Source organism: Spirochaetia bacterium (assembly GCA_022482625.1).
In the GTDB taxonomy this organism is placed as follows: domain Bacteria; phylum Spirochaetota; class Spirochaetia; order Sphaerochaetales; family Sphaerochaetaceae; genus Pleomorphochaeta.
Genome location: JAKVOU010000001.1, coordinates 84,565 through 105,462, shown reverse-complemented (window position 1 = coordinate 105,462; position 20,898 = coordinate 84,565). Strand labels below are relative to the sequence as shown.

The following is a 20,898-nucleotide window of genomic DNA, read 5'->3' as shown; positions in this document are numbered from 1 at the left end:
GGAAAGTTCCATGGACCGTTCAGACGCGGCCATGTAGCTTACGTAGCAATGAAAGACAGAATTTCCCAGTTGCTGAAGAAAGAACCAGGGCCAGAGCTCCTTACGGCCGAGGGGTGGGTACGGACAAAGAGAGAAAGCAAGAATGTATGTTTTCTTGAACTTAATGACGGCTCCTGCCTCAAAGGTCTGCAGATTGTCATCGACAAGGAAAAACTGGCAAACCTGGCAGACTTGCTGCCACAGATAAACACAGGGGCAGCGTTGGTTTGCGAAGGACCGATAGTCAAGAGCGAGGGTGGAAACCAAGCTGTTGAAATGTCCTGCAGGAACCTCACGGTCGTAGGTCCTTCACCTGCCGATTACCCGCTGCAGAAGAAACGGCACTCGGAGGAATACCTGCGGGAAATAGCACATCTTCGCCCTAGGACAAACCTGTTCGGTGCAGTGATGCGGGTAAGGAACACACTTGCCTACGGTATCCATGAATTTTTCCAGGACAATGGATTCATCTATGTCAATACTCCTTTGATCAGCACTAGTGACGCAGAAGGAGCCGGCGAAATGTTCCAGGTTACGACGCTTGACCTTGCGAATGTGCCGAAGACCGCAGAAGGAAAAGTCGACTACAGCAAGGATTTCTTCGGCAAGCAGGCAAACCTTACCGTCAGCGGACAGCTCGAAGGGGAAACCTACGCCATGGCTTTCAAGAACATCTATACCTTCGGGCCGACTTTCAGGGCTGAAAATTCCAATACGAAGCGTCATCTGGCAGAATTCTGGATGATAGAACCTGAAATGGCATTCATGGAATTGGATGGCAACATGAAAGTTGCGGAAGCCTTCCTGAAATTCCTTTTCAGCAAAGTGCTCAACGACTGCAGCGAAGATATGGAATTCTTCTCAAAGTTCGTGGAAAAGGGCGTCAGGGAAACTCTTCAGCACGTCATTGACACGCCTTTTGCCCATATGACCTATACCGATGCCATAACTGAACTGGAAAAGGTAAATGACAAGTTTGAATATCCCGTCCACTGGGGATCTGACCTGCAGACGGAACATGAACGCTATCTTACCGAAACAGTCTGCAAGTCTCCGGTCATCGTCACGGACTATCCGAAGGAAATCAAGGCTTTCTACATGAAGCTCAACGAAGACGGAAAGACCGTACGTGGCATGGATGTGCTTGTGCCAAGGCTGGGCGAGATCATCGGAGGATCAGAAAGGGAAGCAAACCTTGAGACGCTCAGGACAAGGATGGCAGAACTTGACCTTGATGAAAAGAATTACTGGTGGTACATGGACCTGCGCAAATATGGTTCTGTACCTCATGCCGGATTCGGCTTGGGCTTCGAACGGGTTGTCCAGTACGTTACCGGAGTTTCCAACATCAGGGACGTAATTCCTTATCCACGGACAGCAGGAAACGCCGAGTTCTAGGAGTATACCCACCTATAGGGAAGGCACCTTTCCTTTGGTCAAACAAGGAAAGGGCCTTTTTGTCTGTGTCCGATACCCAGTTTTTGCCGATTATACCGTCCTTACACTAGGCGAACGGCAGACAATTGAGTAGTTTTTGCTAAGAAACATCGAGGAAAATAATATGCTTGAAACCAAACACCTTACCTACACCGTAGGTGACATCAAGATACTGAAGGACATCAACCTCTCTTTCAGTCCTGGTATGATCTATGCCATAACAGGACCTAACGGAGGAGGAAAGACTTCCCTTGCAAAGGTACTTGCAGGAACCGCACCGCAGACATCAGGAAACATCATCCTGGATGGAAAGGATATTACGAAATTAGGTATAACAGAAAGGGCAAAGGCCGGCATTGCCTATGGTTTCCAGGTGCCGGTCCGCTTCAAGGGACTAAAGGTCCGTGACCTGCTTACCCTTGCAGCCGGTTCTGACTGTACTGACCAGGAGTTGGGAAAACTGTTGGCAAAAGTCGGACTCTGTGCCAAGGAATATCTCGACAGAGGTGTTGATGGTTCCTTGTCAGGCGGAGAAATAAAAAGAATAGAAATTGCCAGTGTCCTAGCCAGGAAACAGGCAGACGTATTGATCATGGATGAACCGGAAGCCGGTATTGACATCTGGAGTTTTTCCGGTCTGCTGGAAGTATTCGGACAACTGAGACAAGACAACAAGATCGTTATCGTCATAAGCCACCAGGAACGTATCCTTGAACAGGCAGACAGGATCATCGTCATGGCAAAAGGCGAAGTACAGCAAGCAGGGTCACGTGAAAAGCTTCTTCCTCAGCTCATGGAACACCGGCAAAAACCCGAGGATCCACAGCTCTGCGACGTCTGCATGGTACAGGGGGTATTTTCATGAATGCAGTAACCAAGAATTTCCTTACCAAGCTGTTTGGTTCTGATTATGCAGACAGCCAGGCAGTAAATGTCCGTGAAGACGGTCTCTGTGCAGCCAGGAGCAGCAGCGAGAACGTTACTATCGAAGAAAGAAAGAAAGAAGGCGGAGGTATCACGGTCACCGTCAAATCCTCATGCAACGGAGAAAAAGTCTTCATTCCTGCATGTATTACCCATAGCGGTGTCAACGACATGGCATATACGGACCTTATCGTCGAAGACGGTGCAAAGGTTACCATCGATGCCGGCTGTGCAGTCCACAGCGAGCATGGACAATCCTACCATAAAGGAATGCATCTTTTCGTCATCGGCAAGCATGCAGATGTTACCTACAAAGAAAACCATCTTGGCACCGGAGCAGGTGCCGGACATCTCATAGATACGGTCACTGACATCAGACAGGATGAAGATTCACATTTCTACTTTGAGGCAATACAGATCGAGGGTGTCGACAAGACGGAAAGGATTACCCGTGCGACCCTTGCAGACGGAGCTTCCCTTGAACTGAAGGAAAGGTTGCTCACTACAGGGACACAGAAAGCTGATACGACCTTTTCCGTTGACCTGAAAGGAAAAGGCTCCTCAGTGGACCTTGTCTCCCGGTCTGTGGCAAAGGACCATTCCAACCAGACCATTGTAAGTAGGATTGACGGCTATACGTTGAGCAAGGGACATAGTGAATGTGATTCCATACTTACGGGTGATGCAACGGTTTCTTCATCGCCTATAGTTATTTCTCATTGTCCCGATGCCAGCCTGGTACACGAAGCTGCAATCGGAAGGATCAGCGGAGAACAGATCCAGAAACTACAGACACTGGGCTTGACTGAAAGTGAAGCCGAAAATTGGATTATCCAGGGCTTCCTCAAGTAAACAACGGCATCCGGCTTCTTCCAGTCGGATGTACTTTTTCTCCCTGAACTTGATTTTTCTCTTGGTAGTCGCTAGTCTGTTCCACAAGAAAAGTAGCCGAAGGTAACAACGAATGAAGATATTTGCATACTCAGTCAGGCCTGATGAAATCGGGCTTTTCCATAGGTTTTCAAAAAAATATGATGTTGTCGTCGATACGACAGACAGAGCACCGAATCTTGAAACAGCAGACATGGCTGCAGGACATGAAGCCATAAGCATCATCACGACACCCGTGGATGCCACCCTGCTCAGACGCTTCAAGGAACTGGGTATCCAGTACCTTTCAACGCGTACCGTGGGTTTCGAACACATTGATGGGATTGCGGCTGACAGTCTTGGAATCCCTTATGGAAACGTAGCCTATTCTCCCTATGCCGTAGCAGAATATGCAGTAATGCTCATGCTGATGTCCCTCAGAAAGGTCAAGACAATCTTTGCAAAAGAAAAAATACAGGACTACTCTCTTGTGGCAACCACAGGCAGGCAACTGCATAACCAGACGGTCGGTGTCGTGGGAACAGGAAAAATAGGCCGCACGGTCATCAGCATCCTGCAAGGTTTCGGCTGCAAGATCATGGCAACTGACCCCTACCCTAATCCTGAACTTCAGAAAACAATTACTTACGTGCCGCTTCAGACATTGTTGTCCAGCTGTGACGTCATCACCCTGCATGTACCTGCTTCGCCTGATGGAAATCACCTGTTGGGCAAAAATGAATTCGCAGGCATGAAAGACGGTGCGGTCCTGATCAATACGGCACGGGGCTCGCTCATTGACCAACAGGCTCTCATGGATGCAGTGGAAAGCGGAAAGATCGGAGCTGCAGCCCTCGACGTCGTACAGGGTGAAAAAGCACTGTATTATAATGACCTGCGCTTCAAACCAATTCCTGACCGGGAATTTGCGACCTTGCATTCTTATCCGAATGTCATCATCACGCCCCATACGGCATTCCATACGGACCAGGCAATCAGCGATATGGTAGAGAACTCAATAAAGACCTGCATTGAACATGTCGGGAAAGCTTGAACAACAGTCAGACAGTGTCCAGGGATAGTTGGCATCACTGATATGCTATGTGTCATTGCCTTTGCTCGTTATGACATGTTTCATGTATCGGTTAATATTGACGCAATCACTCTGTTTTAGAAAAGTGGCAAAATGACCACTTTTCTAAAACAAGTCTGAATTCACATGACACCTCATCGGACACTTCACTTCAGACAGTATCAGGCTAATGCAAGTTATACTTGTCACAAAAACATATATGGCCTTCAACAGACGGGATCTATCTGATTGCCATAGGTTTCTACCCCATCTTTTACCCGATTATAGGAATCCGACTCAAAAGCAAAAGATCTAAGCTTTGGCAAGGCAGATGAGTCACAGTCATATTTCAGCTAATTCAAATTCTGCAACAATGAAAACAAAATCCTTTTATCGAAATCTATTGTTTGTGTCCAAACTATAGTACCGATATAGGTACTATAGTTTTATATTGACAAAGTATAATATAAAGATATTCTATTAGAAGGATGCACAACAATAAGATGAAACAATTTCAGATGCGACTACTTATTGCTATCACATTTTTCTGCATAGCCATGCAGTCGGTATCTGCCTCGGCTTCATATAAGCTTTTCGGTGGAAATGTCATATTCGAACCGGTTCCTGTAAATCCACTCTTCCGAGAACCGTTGGCGGACCCTTTTTCCGATTCATCAAGTTTCAGACGTCTTGTCGTCACAGACGATACAAGTGCACCACGGGATGTATTTGTTTCCAACGATGGTTCATATGAAAGGATTGCCTTTGAAGATGATGATCCGGACCATACTGCATATTGGCAGATGAAAAGCGCCGTCAACATCGGATTTCTCCGTTTTACTTCCGGCCCATTCCAGATGGAAGGTTACCTACGCGGCGGCATCAACACGGTCTTCGAAGGCTTTGGCTCAGTAGACTGCATGGGATTTGACGGCATGTATGGAGCAGGCATTACCGTAAAGTTGTACAGAAAACTGGCCTTCCGTGCTGGGTTCCATCATTTTTCGGGACATTGGGGCGATGAGATCCTTGAGGATCTGGAAACATATAATCCCGATGCTACCTATGACAAGTTATTGGAATATACCAGAGGAAATACTTTGCAGGCAGCCGTGTCATTTGAACCGACCATGTGGACCAGGTTCTATGCAATGGCAGATCTTCCGATGCAGCACTCATGGATACGCCCCGGCCTTTTCGTCCCATCCTATGTGCTCAAGCCAGGCAATTTTGAGTCACAGTTCACAAATATCACAGAAGGAGAAGGCTTGAGTGCAATTCCCTATGACAGCTCATACAGGGCTTGGATCATTGAACTTGGAGCAGAGCAGCGTTTCCCGGTTTCGTCCCTGGGATCCGTCTTTCTGGCCTGTGACGTCAAGTTCCATCAGGATGGGCAGACCCAGGCAACGACAGGCGGCAGCTACAGCCCGGGCAATCCATGGGAACAGGAATATACCATCGGCGGTGGCTTTGAATTCAACCAGACACAGCTAGGCAGGAAAGTCCGCCTTGAAGCATACTACCATGACGGTCGCTTTCCCCTTCTCAACTATTTCTTCCAACGAAGCCGATACATCGTATTCGGCATTGCCATAAATGGATAGAGGAACCTATGAAAAAGAAATCACTGTACAACATCAAGGAACATCGTCTTGCCCTGTGCTGCCTGCTCTGCATGCTGGGTATGTCTGCAGCCAATGCCTCTGCATACTCCCTGTTCGACGGGAACTTCAGATTCGATTGGGTCGCCTCAAATGCCCTCTTTCCTACGGCTATAGCAGATCCCTTTGCTGCTTCCTCAAGCCTGAAAGTCCTTCAGGTAAAAGAAGGAACACCACGGTACCTGTATAAGGAAAAAAGTGACGGTTCCTTCACTAAGGAAAATCTCTATGGCGAAGGTTCATACACGGACAAAAACCTCTATCTGCAGCTCAAGACCGGAGTCAACATCGGATTCTTCAGGGTTTCGCTCTTTGACAACAAGATACAAAGTGAACTGACCCTGCAAGGCGGCCTCAACTCAGTATTCCAAGGCTTCGGCGGAGCCGACAACCTGGGGTATGACGGAATCTTCTTTATCGGAGCAAATGCCAGACTGTTCGATATGGTAACCTTCAGGGCAGGACTGCAGCATTATTCAGGACACTACGGTGATGAAACAATTGAAAATGCATATGACCATGATGACACACTTCTGGCTGACGGCAGCCTGGTCGACTACTGCAGGGACAATGATGTTGCCATCGGCATGAGCCTGACACCACTAAAACCACTGAGGCTATATGCAACAGCCAGCCTACCCAAGGAAAGTTCTTGGATAAGTCCACATATCGTTGTTCCATCATGGGTAAGGAAACCTTCCTCCGGCGTACTCTACGGTTATAATGACTATGACCAGTCCTATAAGGATTGGATCATGCAGGGAGGCATCGAATATGCTATCCCGATCCCGACTGTCGGGTCTTTGACACTTGCCGCAGACATGAAGTTCTACCAAGATGGACAAATTGAGGATATGTTCACAAGTTCTCCTTCATATGACGCAGACAATCCATGGGAGACAGACTATACGGTCGGTGGAGCCCTTGTCTTTCCTTCCGGTCCTACAGGCCTTTCTGCCCGTCTTGAAGTATTCTACCACGACGGAAGATTCCCCTTGCTCAACTTCTTCTACCAACGGACACGATACGTCTCAATAGGTTTTTCCGTTGCCGAATGATTCTCTTTCCATTGCTGGTCTTCAGCCTGGAGCAGTTGCCTAGAAGTTGTATAGTTTCACATAAACATACAGGACCATATCATACTGTCAAACAAACACAATTGCTGATGTATGAAAAAATAAAAAATATTAAACGTTTGACATATCAAAATGATTGGCCTATACTTAATCCATGGCAACAATCAAGGATATAGCAGAAAAAAGCGGGCTTGCAATCGGCACGGTTTCAAGGATCATGAACAACCGTGGCTACATAAGCGACAAGTCACGGAAAAAAGTCAATGAAGCCATCAAGGAACTGGACTACCAACCCAATGAAATGGCTCGGGGCCTGCTGAGGAAACGAAGCAACCTGGTCGGTATCATCGTCCCTATCCTACAGCATCCTTACTTCTCCAAGCTTGTTTCCCTACTCCAGGAACAGGCACATCAGGAAGGTTACCAGACGCTTGTCATGATTTCCAATGAGTTTGCCGACATTGAAGAGGAGCAGATCCAACAGTGCAGGAAAAACCGTGTTGCAGCAATTATTCTCTGCAGCGGCGGCGTATCGCTTTCTCGCATTACATCCAACGATATTCCCGTCATTTCAATAGAAAGGACCTTGGACGGCAGCACCGTCAGCATCGTCTGCGACAACTATGCCGGCGGTGCCATGGCAGCACATCATCTCATCGAACGGGAATGCAGGGAACTGATGATCCTCAACGGAGACGGAAACGTTCCGATGCCGGCTGACGACAGGACAAAAGGTTTCATGGATGTTGCCACACAAGAAGGCATATCCTGCCATAATATAAGACTGGGCGTCAGCCAATTTTACTCAGGGGCTTATCAGCAGACAATCCGTGAAGCTTTGGTAGCCTATCCTACTACCGACGGCATATTCACTTCAGGGGATCTCCCGGCACTCCAGACAATTGATACGGCAAGGCTCATGGGACGGAACATACCAGAGGACCTCAAGGTAATCGGTTTTGATGATACTGCCATCTGTGACTGGATTACCCCGACGATCACGACGATCCAACAGCCATTGAAAGAAATGGCAACCAATACCTTCTATTGCCTGCGCTGTGTCACGGAAGGCAACGTAGCACCGAAATACATCAAACTGCCGGTCAAACTCATCCAACGAGGCTCAACATAACCACCGTTTTGTATAATCAACAAAAAGGGCTCCTGATCCTTGCGGACGGAAACCCTTTTTAAAAACAAATCCTTACAGGAAATCGCTCTATTTCACAGCCCCGGATACGACACCCTCAATGATCTTGGACTGCAGTGCAAAATAAAGTATGAGAATCGGCAGGACCGTAAGGACAAGAGCTGCCATAATTACCCCATAGTTCGCACTGTACGTACCATAGAAGGTATAAGTCGTCAGCGGCAGTGTCAGCAATTCCTTCAGGCTCAGGACCAAGGAAGGCAACAGATAATCATTCCAGAAAGCAAGTACGTTCAGGATGACCAGTGTCGCAGTCGTAGGCCCCAGCAACGGGAACACGACCCTGAAAAAGATACCATACTTCGAACAGCCATCGATCAAGGCAGCCTCTTCAAGTGCAAGAGGAATCCCAGATTTGATGAATCCTTGGTAAATGAACGTACTCATGGCCAAGGCAAATCCCGTATGCATGAACACCAGGGTAAGCCTATGGTTGAGGACGCCCAGCCCAGCTCCATAGATTGAAACAAGCGGAATCATCAGTGCCTGGAAAGGAATGATCATGGAGGCTATGAGAATAGCAGACACTATAGCCGTGAACTTGTTCACATAACGGACAAGATAGTAAGCAAGCATACTGGAAGTCAGTATGGACAGGCAGGTTGCAAGTCCGGTCACCATCAGGGAATTGAAGAAACTGCGGATGAAATGCATCTTCACGAATGCTTCGACATAGTTGTTGAAGGTAAGTCCCCTGGCTGTGATGATGCTGAAGGGATTCATGATGATATCCCTCTTCACCTTCAATGAATTGATTGCCACCATGACAAACGGAAAAAGCACAAGCAGGAAAAGGAGAAGCACAAGTATCCATTCAATGGTTGCAATGACTTTCTCTCTTGTACCGCGTACTTGGTTGGTTTTTGCCATTATGCTTCCACCTCCCTTGACCTGCCTAGCTGTACCTGGATGATACTCACCACAGCAACAAGCAGGAACAGGAACAGAGCTTCGGCCTGCCCCACACCATACTTTCTCGATTTGAACGCCATGTCATAGACATACATGGCAACCAACCGGGTCGTATCATACGGGCCGCCTTTCGTCAATGTCAGGTTGATATCATAGACCATGAATGCCCGGCTCAATGAAAAGAACGTACAGATGACAATCGAAGGAACCATCAACGGCATGATGATGTCCCTCATGCGTTTCCATCCGGTAGCTCCGTCGATGGAAGCTGCCTCAAGGACATCATGGCTCATGCTTGTAAATCCCGCTATGTAGATAAGCATCATATAGCCGGTCAGCTGCCATACAGTCACGATTACCAACGCCCAGAAAGCCTTGGTAGGATCTGAAAGCCAAGATGAGGTAAACAATGCAATTCCGGTACCCTTGCCGAAGGAAACCAGAACCCTGGAGAATATGAATTCCCATATGAAACCAAGCACGACACCACCGATAAGATTCGGCGTAAAGAAACCGCCCCTGAAAACATTCTGTCCCTTCATACCGTTGGTCAGCAGATACGCCAGAAGGAAAGCAAGTACGTTGATCAGCAATACGGAAAAAAAGACATACTTTATAGTCAACCACATCGAAGACCAGAAAGCAGCATCATGAAGCGTTACGACGTAGTTTGAAAACCCTACGAACGTCTTGACAGGGTTCATGCCGTTCCAGTCGGTCAGCGTAAGATAGAAACCATAGAAGAACGGTACTACTACAACACACACAAAGAAAACCAGGCCGGGAAGGGCAAACATAAATCCGGCCTTGATATCATCATGTCTAGATTTAATCATGTCTTATCCTTTTGTTGACAAAATAATCCGGGAGAAGCACGTGCTTCTCCCGTACCGTAACACCGTACTACTTGGTTTTCTGTGCAACCCAGTAGGCAGAAAGGGACTTGGCAAGATCATCCTTGGATGACTTTCCTGCCAGGTATTTCTGCATGGCAGCTCCGATGACACTCCAATGGTCTGAAGGAGCAATGAAACATGAAGGATAAGTCTTTCCTTCTGCCATACGCGTAACGATATTCTGCCCAAGAGGATCAAGCGGCTTGTTAGGATTGTTCTTTGCCGCAGGAATGATGTTTGCATCCGTTACAAGCAGCTTCTGTGCAGTCGGATCAAACACGAGCCAATTGAGGAAATCCTTTGCAGCCTGCTGTTGTCCGGCACTGGCCTGGACCTTGTCCAGCATCAGGACTTTCGTAGCGGCAGCTTCGATCCCGGTGTTGGCAAAATCAGAAGTATCATCGCCAAGGAAGAACGGAATGAATCCGAAATCCTGGTCCGTAGTTGCACCGCCTTCCGCGAGATTTGGCCAAGCCCAGCTGCCATTCGGCCAGAAAGCAACCGTTCCATCTGCAAGCAACATGGCACCTTCATCATAATCAGCCCCAAGAGGATCAGCCTGATAGTAGTTGTATTGGCTCAGCAGATCAAAAGTCTTGATGAACTCGTTGAAACGATCATAGGTAAGCGGATCCAATCCGTTCTCAAGCTGGTTGATGATCTTTGCAGAACCAGCCGTCGTGCCGTCATAGGTGTCATAGATGAATCCCAGCTGATGGGCGCCCAAGGACCAGTCTTCCTTTGCAAGGAACACAGGGTTCTTCATACCTGCGGCACGCAGCTGTTCAAGCAGGGATTTGAAAGAACTATATGAGTTGATCGTGCCAAGGTCCACATGATGTTTCAAGGTCTTGTCAATTGCCGCACCATTGTAGATGATGCCCCTGCCTTCTATGCAGAAAGGAAAACCATAGACTTTGCCATCAATCGTCAAAGCCGAACCATTGGTCTGTGCTACCCATTTCTCATTCGAGAGATCAACAGCATAGTCCTTGTACAAGGAGTAGACATCAGTCTGGTCAAGCATGGAAATAGTCGGCGCATTGCCGGAATTATACATGGTGGTGACCTTGGTGTATGGTACTTCACCTGTTCCGCAGGCAATGATCTCAACGTGGTTGCCTGTCTGCTTTTCATAAGCTTTGGCAAGGTCCTCCAAGGCAACCTGCACCTCTCCTTTACTGTTCAGAAACGTAATGGAAGCAGCCGGTTCTTTCGCTGAAGAAGCAGTTTCTTCTGATTTGCCGTTGGCGAAGGCACTTGTAATCGCCAGTGCAGCGACAAGCAGAAATGCTATGTTTTTTTTCATTTTTTCCTCCTAATGATTTTTTGATGTAATCAGTATAGCACAATCCAAAAATATGTCAATCGTTTGATATATCGTTTTTTACACATACAAATTTATTTAATTTCTATAAATATAGTACTTATATACTTATTGTTTTATGGACTCTATAGTTATTCTAAGGTTATATCAATTATATTCTAGATAATTTTGAATAAATATATTCATCGATTGTCATTTTACCGTTTCAAGCACATGGAAGACCAATGGCAAAGAAAAAAACAAAAACAACCAGTAAACAGCACTCCTTTCTGCCATGTTTTTCAAAAAACTACTGGATAGGTTTTACCGAAAAGAAGATAATACCTGTATATTTTTTCAGGAGCCCATGACGTGACAAAAAATCAAAAAGGCATCACCCTCATGCTTGTCAGTGCCTTCTTCTTCAGTCTGATGAGCATGTTCGTCAAACTTGCAGGTGATCTGCCTTCCGCAGAAAAGGCCTTCTTCCGTAATTTCCTGGGAATGCTTATCACGGCTGTTCCCATCATCCGCCAAAGGATTTCATTCAGGATGGACAGGGAACAGTCCCTGTACATGTTGCTACGGGTAGGTTCGGGTACCATTGCCATTCTCTGCAATTATTATGCTTTTTCCCACCTGATCCTAAGTGATGCTTCTACCATCGGCAGGGTATCACCGTTTTTTGTATTGCTTTTCTCATATCTATTCATAGGCGAAAAGCCTACGAAAGGACAGCTTGCATGCCTTGTCCTTGCCTTTGCTGGCGTAGCCCTTGTTGCCAGACCGGCATGCAATAGCAGCCGGCTCGGTTATATCATCGCACTGATAGGAGCAGTCAACATGGGACTGGCCCAGACGGGGCTCAGGAAGGTACGGCTTCTCCATGTCGATGCAAATCTCGTCATCTTCTGTTTTTCAACTTTTTCCACGATCACTTGCCTGCTCGCGTCACTTCCTGTTTTCAAGATGCCTTCAACGGCTCAACTACTCATACTGCTATTCGTTGGTCTCTCAGGGACCTGCGGACAATTTGCATTGACAGGAGCCTATACCTACGCACCTGGTGCACAGATATCCGTCTATGACTATTCCGAAATGCTCTTTGCAACCATTTTTTCGATATGCGTTTTCGGTGAATTTCCCAGTTCTCTCAGCTTTATCGGCTATGGTGTGATGATTGCAGCAGGATTGGCCATGTTCAAGATGCAAAGAAAAGCCATTGCTACATAGGTTGCATCGGACATCATCGGAGAAAATAAACCATATAAGGCCCTTTCATATGATATCCAAGCTTCTCTGCAAGATGGACTGAACGCAGGTCACAGGCATCCCATGTAGGCGTCAGGTTCCTCGCAAGACAGGCAAGAATAAGCTGTGCCCCACATGCCGAGGCAAGGCCTTTTCCCTGAAATTCAGGTTCGGTATCTATCTCTATTTCAATACCGCCTTCGTACACGGCATATGACGAAGCTCCTGCAACAAGCAGGTCATCCTTGTATGCACCCACCCCGATTCCCCTGGCAAGATAATCCTCAGGACCTGCAAACAAGGCACAGAAGTCCTGTGACCAGACCTGAGCCATCGACTGATGATAGCAGGCGCGGTCAAACAACTTCAGGTAATAACCTGCCGGCAGATCTGCTGCGTAACCCGCAAGTTTTTCACAGTCAAAGATATCTGCCGGTTCCTGGCGTATGGCATAGCGCAGGTCCTTTTTCACCTGGTCCTGCCATACCGATTCAATTGCAGCTGCCCATGCATCATCATGGGGAACCAATATCGGAGCAGGAGCCTCCCTTACCAAATCAACGGAAGGCTGTCCTGCAAAGAAACAGAAATCACCTACGGTAATCCTGGCAGCAGAAAAATCAGTTGCAGCAACGGCTTCCCCCATGCACCCCTGCAGGCAAGATTTCACCAAGGTATCATTCCACCCTGCAAACAGCATGGAAATCCTTTCCATGGCATCCATAGTACAATCCTCCTCCATACGGCAAAGACAAAGCAAGACATTAATACCATACAGCAAAACAAACAGCGGCACCTTTTTTTAGGGCGCCGCTGCATTTACACCTGACCATATCAATCACAACTCCTGAGTTGCAATCGACACCTTTCAGTTACTAGACTCAAGCCTTGGCTTTATCATCCTTAGAGAAGAACAATGTCCGTATTGAATTGACGGAAATGAGTATGCCAAGTATCAGGATAAAGATACCAAAAATCAACTGCATACCCTGTTTCTCAAATTCAAAGGCAGGAGTGCCGATAGACTTGATGTTGCTGATGTTCAGCATCATCAGGGCAGTAAAGGTAACAGCCATCATGACAATCATCGGAATCCAGACATTCTTGCTGTCTTTTCCTGCTTTTTTCAGATATACAGCGACAGCACTGAGTGCCAAGGCTGACAACATCTGGTTTGAACTTCCGAACAAAGCCCAGATCTTAAGGTAGCCACCCTTTGAAAGTACATAACCAAGAATCAAGGTAAGTACGGTTGCAAAAACCGAGTTCTGGCAAAGTTTCTGTACGGGCTTGATGGTCGCAGGATCCTGTCCGTCTTCCGTAAACAATTCCTGGAAGGATAGACGGGCAATACGGGCAACAGAATCAAGTGAAGTCAATGCAAAGGCACTGATTGCAAGATTGATCAATGTCAGGCTGAGACTGTGCTTGACATGGAACACATCAAGGAAGTTTGCAATTGCCATGGCAAATGTCTGCTGAGCAGAAATCCCCTTGGGCATACCGCCCAATGAACCGACACAGACCAAAGCGATGACAGCAAGCAACGACTCGACAAGCATGGCACCATAGCTGACCTTGAGCATGTCCTTTTCACTCTTGATCTGCTTGCTGGAAGTATTGGAACTTACCAAGGCATGGAAACCTGAAACAGCACCGCAGGCAATGGTAACGAACAGGAACGGGAACATGCTCTGTCCGCCGACAACATATGTTGTAACAGCGGGAAGCTTCATCGAAGGATGGGCTACAAAGATACCCAGCACTGCTGCTGCAATCATGAAAATCAAGAGGAAACTGTTCAGATAATCCCTCGGCTGGAGCAAAGCCCATACAGGTACTACAGAAGCAACCAGAATATAGGCAAATATAATATAAGTCCACTGACCGACCGTCAGGCTGGTAATAGGTACAAGCAAGCCGATTGTAATGGCAACGACTAGCAGCACGATTGCAATGATTGTCTGCATGACCGTGCCCGGATGTACTTTTCTGGCAAAGAAACCGAATGCAACGGCAAAACCGATGAACAGGCAGGATGTCATTGCAGTGCTTCCGTTGCTGCTGGTCAGAGCTTCATTTCCAGCTACTGAGCCGAAAGAAACGGCAACGATGTTTGCAAAGGCAGCAATGACAAGGATACAGAACAGCCAGCAGAAAAGCAGGAAAAGGTTCTTTCCCGTTTTTCCCAGATATTTCTCAATGATGAATCCCAAGGAATGCCCTTCATTCTTTACAGAGGCTACCATTGCACCGAAATCCTGGACACCTCCGAAAAACACACCGCCAATCAAGCACCATAGCAATACGGGCAACCATCCGAAACCAGAAGCCGCAATAGGTCCGATAATCGGAGCAGCTCCGGCAATAGATGCAAACTGATGCCCGAACAGAATGTTTGAATCGGTCGGAACATAGTCCACACCATCTTCGAATTCGTAAGCAGGTGTCTTGCGTGAAGGATCCACACCCCATTTCTTGGCAAGACGACGCCCATAGTAAAGGTAGCCGCTCAACAAGGCGACACAACCAATCACAAGAATAATGACTCCATTCATAATTCTTATCTCCTAGATATGTGACTATTTTTGATAGCACCTTACTATTTTTCTTTATGCATGACTAGTATATATATGCAAATAATATACAGAAAATATTCAATATTGTATATTAATTATTTATTATATATTAAATTATTATAAATTGAGGTATCATGTAAAATATTTATCATTTTTTACGTATTGGTTCAATTTATCAAAATTGTACACAGAAGAACAGACCTTCATGCCAACAGCGGCAAAGGTCCGGTGACAAAGATTAGCTTCCTTACTGCTGCATCCTATCCAATTGGGTAACAAACGCTTGTGAAAACAGCCTGACTTCCCGTTCCCCATAGCTTTTTGTCTTTTCCGACTGGATGCCATAGCTACGCAGCTCAGTCATCAGGTTCCTTTCAGAAAGTCTTCGGGCAATCGTATCCTTATCATAGGTACCGCCCCTGTCATCGAGCACAGTACACCCCTTGTCAGCCAATCGGGCAGCCAGGGGAATATCATGTGTAATGGCAAGATCCCCTGCTTCTGCCGATTCAACCAACCTGTCGTCAGCGCTGTTCTCTCCTGTCACTACGGTTTCCCAACGGATCTTGCTGCGGATTGCCCGTAGGGAACGGCTGTTCATCTCACCATTCTTTTCCCTTGCCTCTTTCCTGAGCTCCGCAGTATCTTCTTGATACGCCAAGTCCACATCTTTCAGATGTCTATCCGCAACAAACAGTATGGTCAGCCGTCTTTTTCTCGCAGCCTTGAGTATGATGGCCCTGATCTGGCAGGGTACGGAATCTGCATCGACAAGTATTTTCACATTCAATCTCCAAGTCTTTCGTCGGCCGCATTCTACTTGCATAGCAGCCTTGCTTTACATTATCTTTATCGTATCGGAACGTATTTTTCAATCCGATTAAGAAAAAATTATAAATGGAGTCACTCATGAATCTTTCACCTCTTCAAAAAGCACGGTACGCGTATCAGCCGAAACTACCGGCCATCCTGCGCGAACCCATTGATACCATCGTTCCTGTACTCGGCGACAGGACAACCCCGGCAAATGATGCAGCACAGATCAAGAAACTGTTTCCCAATACCTGTGGTATGGAAACCGTCTCATTCTCAAAAGGCAAACACCCGACCATCGGGAAACCGACCAATGTCGGAGTCATTCTTTCCGGCGGACAGGCACCGGGTGGACACAATGTCATCAGCGGCCTATATGACGCCTTGAAAAAAGCAAACCCGAACAACAAACTCATCGGTTTCAAAGGCGGTCCCAGCGGTATCATTGAAAACGATGCAATTGAAATCACAGCAGATTATCTGGCAGCATACCGCAACACAGGAGGGTTTGACATCATCGGATCAGGCCGCACAAAGCTTGAAACAGAAGAACAGTTCGAAAAAGCCGAAGCTTCCTGCCACAAATGGGGCGTCAGCGCTGTAGTCATCATCGGTGGCGATGATTCAAATACCAATGCTGCAGTCCTTGCCGAGTACTTTCTCAACAAGAAGGCAGGCATACAAGTCATCGGGTGCCCCAAGACAATTGACGGTGACCTCAAAAATGACAGCATAGAAGTCTCTTTTGGATTCGATACGGCAACAAAGACATATTCGGAGTTGATCGGCAATATTGAACGTGACGCAAACTCTGCAAAGAAATACTGGCATTTCATCAAGCTGATGGGGCGCAGTGCCTCCCATATCGCACTCGAATGTGCTTTGGAAACCCAACCGAACATCTGCCTTATCTCCGAAGAAATCGAAAAGCACGGCACCAGTCTTGCCGGTGTAGTAGACAACATTGCTTCCATTATTGCCAAAAGGGCAGAAAAAGGCATGAATTTCGGTGTCATCCTGATTCCCGAAGGCCTCGTTGAATTCATCCCTGAAGTCAAGACCTTGATTGAGGAAATAAATGACCTGCTTGCAAAGGATGCAAAAGCCTATGCTGCCTGCGAAGGTACTGACGCCCAGTTTGCCTTCATCACGGCACATCTGACCAAGCCGAGTGCAAAAGTCTTTTCAATCCTGCCGACCGGTATCCGCCAGCAGTTGCTGATGGACCGCGACCCGCACGGAAATGTACAGGTTTCACGCATTGAAACCGACAAGCTGTTGATCGAGATGGTCGGCAACAAGCTCGCTGAAATGAAAAAAGAAGGCAAATATGTAGGCAAGTTCAGCAGCCAGCACCACTTCTTCGGCTATGAAGGCCGCTGTGCGTTCCCCTCGAATTTCGATGCAGACTATTGCTACAGTCTGGGCTACAATGCCTTCATGCTGATTGCAAGCGGCTTTACAGGTTACCTATCAAGCATCAGGAACCTTGCAGCTCCTGCAGAACAGTGGCAGGCAGGGGGGATTCCTATCACGATGATGATGAACATGGAACAACGCCATGGAGAAATGAAGCCTGTCATCAAGAAAGCCTTGGTAGAACTGGACGGCAAACCGTTCACCTACTTTGCCGGACTTCGTGACACATGGGCAATCGAGACCTCTTTCACCTATCCAGGTGCCATCCAGTACTATGGCCCGGCAGAGGTATGTGACCTCACCACCAGAACATTGGCCTTGGAACACAACAAATAAGTTTTCAGAATCCCATACATCAGGCAGGAGCCTTTCCTGCCTGATTTTTTACCTTTTAGCTTTTTTCTGACTTCCTGTCTGCATCAGGAAAATGTCCGGCCTAGGATTTCCTCAAACGGCAGGAAATTGCCACCGGCAGGACTGTTGGCATCTTCCAAGATTGCAAAGACAATCTCCTCAAAGGCAGTATGATATGGTTTTTCCTTCAGGACATTTCCAAAAGCCCTGGCCATGGCATATGGAGGATTGGCGAATACACCGCATCCGAAGGCCTCAAGGACAAGTGCCTGCTCGCCATGGGATAGGGCGATATCAAAAATAGTCCTGATCTTCCGTTCGGTAAGGACCTGGGCATCAGGAGCATATCTGCCATCCGGTAAAAGAAGCGGATGGTCCATTGCAGCCACAGCAATGATATCGATGGAAAACGGTGTATCAAGCATCCTGTAGCCATGTGCCTGCGTATCACGGAACACGGTAACATTTCCGGTAAATATGCCACCGTACCGTGCATCAAGCGGATACTGGTCTTGCAATTCTATAAGGCTGGGATAGTAGTTGCTGCATCTGCATAGATATTCTTCCTGAGCTCCGCTCCCCTCTTTGACACCACCTCCGGCATGGACGGGACTTGCCATGTTGAGTACGGCAACATGGGTATACCGATTTCTCAGTTTCCTTGCCGCAGCCAGACAATCTTCCCTGACAACATGGATTTTTGTTTTGTGTTCCTCAGAAAAAGGCAATTTCAACGGCCCTTTTATCATCAGGCTAGGAGAAGCGGGAAGCATATTCCCTTCTCTTATAGCAACAAGCGTCGATGCAAAGACAGCCTTGAGCAATTTTGCCTTGCTTTGCCAATCTTTTTCCCGTACGGCATTCTCATAATCAGCAAGCCATATCTCTGAATTCCATGCCATGGCACATCTTCCCCTCTTTCTTCACATGATATGCTTCTTCCCAAACAAGGTCCACAGCACAGGAAGACATGCAGACTTGAAGAAATCAAATGTACCACAAGACATCTTGGCAATCTGTCATCATCGTTTCATTACCTGACAGTGCTCCGCACAAAATGTCAAGCGGCAAGCTTTCCTTCCTTCATATAATAGATAGTGTTGCAGGACATACGGAACGTTATTTCGGTGGAGAAGGAAATGGGAAGACAGATCATGGAATTGGAACAGCTGATCAGGACAGAGTATGCCGATATCGTCGGTATCGTCGTACATAAAAACGGAAAAAGAATCTATGAAAGTTATTTTGACGGGTTCAATACCACTGACACCGTCCACGTGATGTCAGTGACAAAGAGCATAGTATCAGCTTTGGTCGGTATTGCCATCGACAAAGGCTACATAGAAAGCGTAGATCAGAAGGTCATAGATTTCTTCCCTGGGTACAAGCCTAAACGAGGAGAGAGAACAATACAGGATGTGACCATCCGGCATATGCTGACAATGACCGCACCATATAAATACAGATCAGAACCATATACAAAGGTATATGCAAGCACAGACTGGACAAAAGCAGCACTTGACCTGCTCGGAGGAAAATCTGGTATCACCGGCAAATTCAGGTATTCCACCATCGGTACCCAGATCCTATCAGGAATCCTTACAAATGCAACAGGCAAACCTGTAATCGATTTTGCCACTGCATACCTGTTTGCACCATTAGATATCAAGGCACCCCACAATACGGTAATCCATAGCAAAGAGGAACACATCGCTTTTCTGAATCGTAGGCATGCCAGTGGTTGGGTAGTCGATCCGAAAGGTGTGCATACTGCCGGTTGGGGGCTTTGTCTGACACCCCGTGATATGGCAAAGTTCGGCCAGCTCTATGCAAACGGAGGTCTATATGGAGACAGACAAATTCTTTCTTCAAACTGGATTGAAGAAAGTACAAGTGAAAAAAGCCAATGGGAGAAATTCCCTTACGGTTATCTCTGGTGGATTATCGACTGCAATGGAAATCACTGCTATGCTGCCATAGGTGACGGAGGAAACATAATCTTTGTCAATCCGCGAAAAGACATGGCAGTCGCAATCGCTTCCCGCTTTACAATCAGTTCAAAGGCACAGATTGAACAGGTACTCGCGCTGATTACAGGACATATCGTCCCATTGTTCGGATAGCAATGTTATCTGACTGGTTTCATTGTCGATTCTGTCCTATCATGGACAAAGAGGTATAGGCCATGGATTGGATCAGTAGCATACAGCAAGCCATTGACTATATAGAGACTCATATCACGGAAAAACTTGATTTCTGTGAAATTGCAAGACAAGCATATTCATCGAGCTTTCACTTCCAGCGAATATTCAGTATCCTCTGCGGTTTTACGCTCGGAGATTATATCCGTATGTGACGTCTCTCCCTTGCTGGAAGCGAACTGGCATCTTCTGATGCACGGATATTGGATATCGCCTTGAAGTATGGCTACGAAACACAGGAGAGTTTCAGCCGGGCTTTCACCCGTTTCCATGGAGTATCGCCGACACAGGCCCGAAACGGTGCAAATCTCAAATCGTTTTCCCGTCTATCCGTGAAATTGACTTTGGCCGGTGGTACTTTGACGAACTATAGGATCGAAACGAAAAACGAATTCTCCATCATCTGTAAGAAACTGCATAAACCCTGCGGAAAAGAACTGACTCCTGCCGAAATCTCGGATTTCTGGAAACTATGCCGAACAGATGGAACGATTTCATCACTGTGTAGGTACATTCCAAAAGGCAACCTATTCGGTGACAGTATTGTCGGCGCGAGTCTTGGCAAGGATACTTCAGATACAAACTACCCCTATGCCATCGGTGTCCATTATAGTGGAGAAACGACAGAGAAAAATGGTCTTACAATAGAAAGGATTCCATCACATACCTATGCGGTATTTACTTGTGTCGGAGCAATGCCAGAAGCTTTTGACAGGCTCTATCAGCAAATCTACAGCGAATTCTTCCCTGCAAGTGCATACCGGCCATGCGATGGCACTGATTTTGAAGCATATCCATCAGCAGATGTAAACAATCCTCAGTATACTTGTGAAATATGGGTTGCCGTCGAAAAGAAAGAGATAATGTGCAGATAG

General features: G+C 46.9%; 18 protein-coding genes and 1 pseudogene. 12 read left to right on the top strand and 7 right to left on the bottom strand.

Annotated features, from left to right (window positions below; genetic code table 11):
- Positions 1-48: 48 nt before the first annotated feature.
- From asnS to LKE40_00475, 7 genes are all read left to right on the top strand, one after another.
- Positions 49-1,437, top strand: a complete 1,389-nt coding sequence (asnS, locus tag LKE40_00505; GenBank protein ID MCH3915977.1) for an asparagine--tRNA ligase — start codon at positions 49-51, stop codon at positions 1,435-1,437.
- A gap of 163 nt (positions 1,438-1,600) precedes the next feature.
- On the top strand, positions 1,601-2,341 hold the full coding sequence (locus LKE40_00500; GenBank protein ID MCH3915976.1) for an ATP-binding cassette domain-containing protein: 741 nt from the start codon (positions 1,601-1,603) through the stop codon (positions 2,339-2,341).
- Positions 2,338-3,252 carry a SufD family Fe-S cluster assembly protein gene (locus LKE40_00495; protein ID MCH3915975.1) on the top strand — a complete coding sequence of 305 codons (915 nt, stop codon included), beginning with the start codon at positions 2,338-2,340 and terminating at the stop codon, positions 3,250-3,252. The genes LKE40_00500 and LKE40_00495 overlap by 4 nt, the downstream gene beginning before the upstream one ends.
- A gap of 112 nt (positions 3,253-3,364) precedes the next feature.
- Positions 3,365-4,324: a D-isomer specific 2-hydroxyacid dehydrogenase family protein gene (locus tag LKE40_00490; GenBank protein MCH3915974.1), complete on the top strand. Its 960-nt coding sequence runs from the start codon at positions 3,365-3,367 to the stop codon at positions 4,322-4,324.
- Positions 4,325-4,845: 521 nt separating this feature from the next.
- The gene (locus LKE40_00485) at positions 4,846-5,949 is read left to right on the top strand and encodes a hypothetical protein (protein ID MCH3915973.1); all 1,104 of its coding nucleotides are present in this window, start codon (positions 4,846-4,848) and stop codon (positions 5,947-5,949) included.
- Positions 5,950-5,957: 8 nt separating this feature from the next.
- Positions 5,958-7,064 carry a hypothetical protein gene (locus LKE40_00480; GenBank protein MCH3915972.1) on the top strand — a complete coding sequence of 369 codons (1,107 nt, stop codon included), beginning with the start codon at positions 5,958-5,960 and terminating at the stop codon, positions 7,062-7,064.
- A 172-nt stretch (positions 7,065-7,236) separates the two neighbouring features.
- Positions 7,237-8,214, top strand: coding sequence for a LacI family transcriptional regulator (locus LKE40_00475; GenBank protein MCH3915971.1), 978 nt, complete (start codon positions 7,237-7,239; stop codon positions 8,212-8,214).
- 87 nt (positions 8,215-8,301) lie between these two features.
- On the opposite strand, the gene LKE40_00470 is transcribed toward LKE40_00475, so the two are convergent.
- From LKE40_00470 to LKE40_00460, 3 genes are all read right to left on the bottom strand, one after another.
- Positions 8,302-9,162 carry a carbohydrate ABC transporter permease gene (locus LKE40_00470; GenBank protein ID MCH3915970.1) on the bottom strand — a complete coding sequence of 287 codons (861 nt, stop codon included), beginning with the start codon at positions 9,160-9,162 and terminating at the stop codon, positions 8,302-8,304.
- Complete coding sequence (locus tag LKE40_00465; GenBank protein MCH3915969.1) at positions 9,162-10,001, bottom strand: sugar ABC transporter permease; 840 nt, start codon at positions 9,999-10,001, stop codon at positions 9,162-9,164. Before LKE40_00465 ends, LKE40_00470 begins: the two co-directional genes overlap by 1 nt.
- 106 nt (positions 10,002-10,107) lie before the next feature.
- Positions 10,108-11,409 (bottom strand): ABC transporter substrate-binding protein, encoded by a 1,302-nt coding sequence (locus LKE40_00460; GenBank protein ID MCH3915968.1) that lies wholly within the window; start codon positions 11,407-11,409, stop codon positions 10,108-10,110.
- Between the two features lie 369 nt (positions 11,410-11,778).
- Here LKE40_00460 and LKE40_00455 point away from each other — a divergent pair, with 369 nt between their 5' ends.
- On the top strand, positions 11,779-12,639 hold the full coding sequence (locus LKE40_00455) for a DMT family transporter (protein ID MCH3915967.1): 861 nt from the start codon (positions 11,779-11,781) through the stop codon (positions 12,637-12,639).
- A gap of 13 nt (positions 12,640-12,652) precedes the next feature.
- On the opposite strand, the gene LKE40_00450 is transcribed toward LKE40_00455, so the two are convergent.
- From LKE40_00450 to LKE40_00440, 3 genes are all read right to left on the bottom strand, one after another.
- Positions 12,653-13,381, bottom strand: coding sequence for a GNAT family N-acetyltransferase (locus tag LKE40_00450; protein MCH3915966.1), 729 nt, complete (start codon positions 13,379-13,381; stop codon positions 12,653-12,655).
- Between the two features lie 157 nt (positions 13,382-13,538).
- The gene (locus LKE40_00445) at positions 13,539-15,215 is read right to left on the bottom strand and encodes a carbon starvation protein A (protein ID MCH3915965.1); all 1,677 of its coding nucleotides are present in this window, start codon (positions 15,213-15,215) and stop codon (positions 13,539-13,541) included.
- 268 nt (positions 15,216-15,483) lie between these two features.
- Positions 15,484-16,020, bottom strand: coding sequence for a DUF188 domain-containing protein (locus LKE40_00440; protein ID MCH3915964.1), 537 nt, complete (start codon positions 16,018-16,020; stop codon positions 15,484-15,486).
- 125 nt (positions 16,021-16,145) lie between these two features.
- Here LKE40_00440 and LKE40_00435 point away from each other — a divergent pair, with 125 nt between their 5' ends.
- Positions 16,146-17,804: a diphosphate--fructose-6-phosphate 1-phosphotransferase gene (locus LKE40_00435; GenBank protein MCH3915963.1), complete on the top strand. Its 1,659-nt coding sequence runs from the start codon at positions 16,146-16,148 to the stop codon at positions 17,802-17,804.
- A gap of 83 nt (positions 17,805-17,887) precedes the next feature.
- Here LKE40_00435 and LKE40_00430 read toward each other — a convergent pair whose 3' ends face one another.
- On the bottom strand, positions 17,888-18,724 hold the full coding sequence (locus LKE40_00430) for a TIGR02452 family protein (protein ID MCH3915962.1): 837 nt from the start codon (positions 18,722-18,724) through the stop codon (positions 17,888-17,890).
- A gap of 89 nt (positions 18,725-18,813) precedes the next feature.
- Here LKE40_00430 and LKE40_00425 point away from each other — a divergent pair, with 89 nt between their 5' ends.
- The 3 genes and pseudogenes from LKE40_00425 to LKE40_00415 all read left to right on the top strand — a co-directional run bounded on the left by LKE40_00425 (position 18,814) and on the right by LKE40_00415 (position 20,898).
- A complete protein-coding gene (locus tag LKE40_00425; protein MCH3915961.1) occupies positions 18,814-19,038 on the top strand; it encodes a hypothetical protein in 225 nt (74 codons plus the stop codon).
- Complete coding sequence (locus LKE40_00420; protein ID MCH3915960.1) at positions 18,962-19,945, top strand: beta-lactamase family protein; 984 nt, start codon at positions 18,962-18,964, stop codon at positions 19,943-19,945. Before LKE40_00425 ends, LKE40_00420 begins: the two co-directional genes overlap by 77 nt.
- A 62-nt stretch (positions 19,946-20,007) precedes the next feature.
- Positions 20,008-20,898 (top strand): annotated as a pseudogene (locus tag LKE40_00415) (AraC family transcriptional regulator).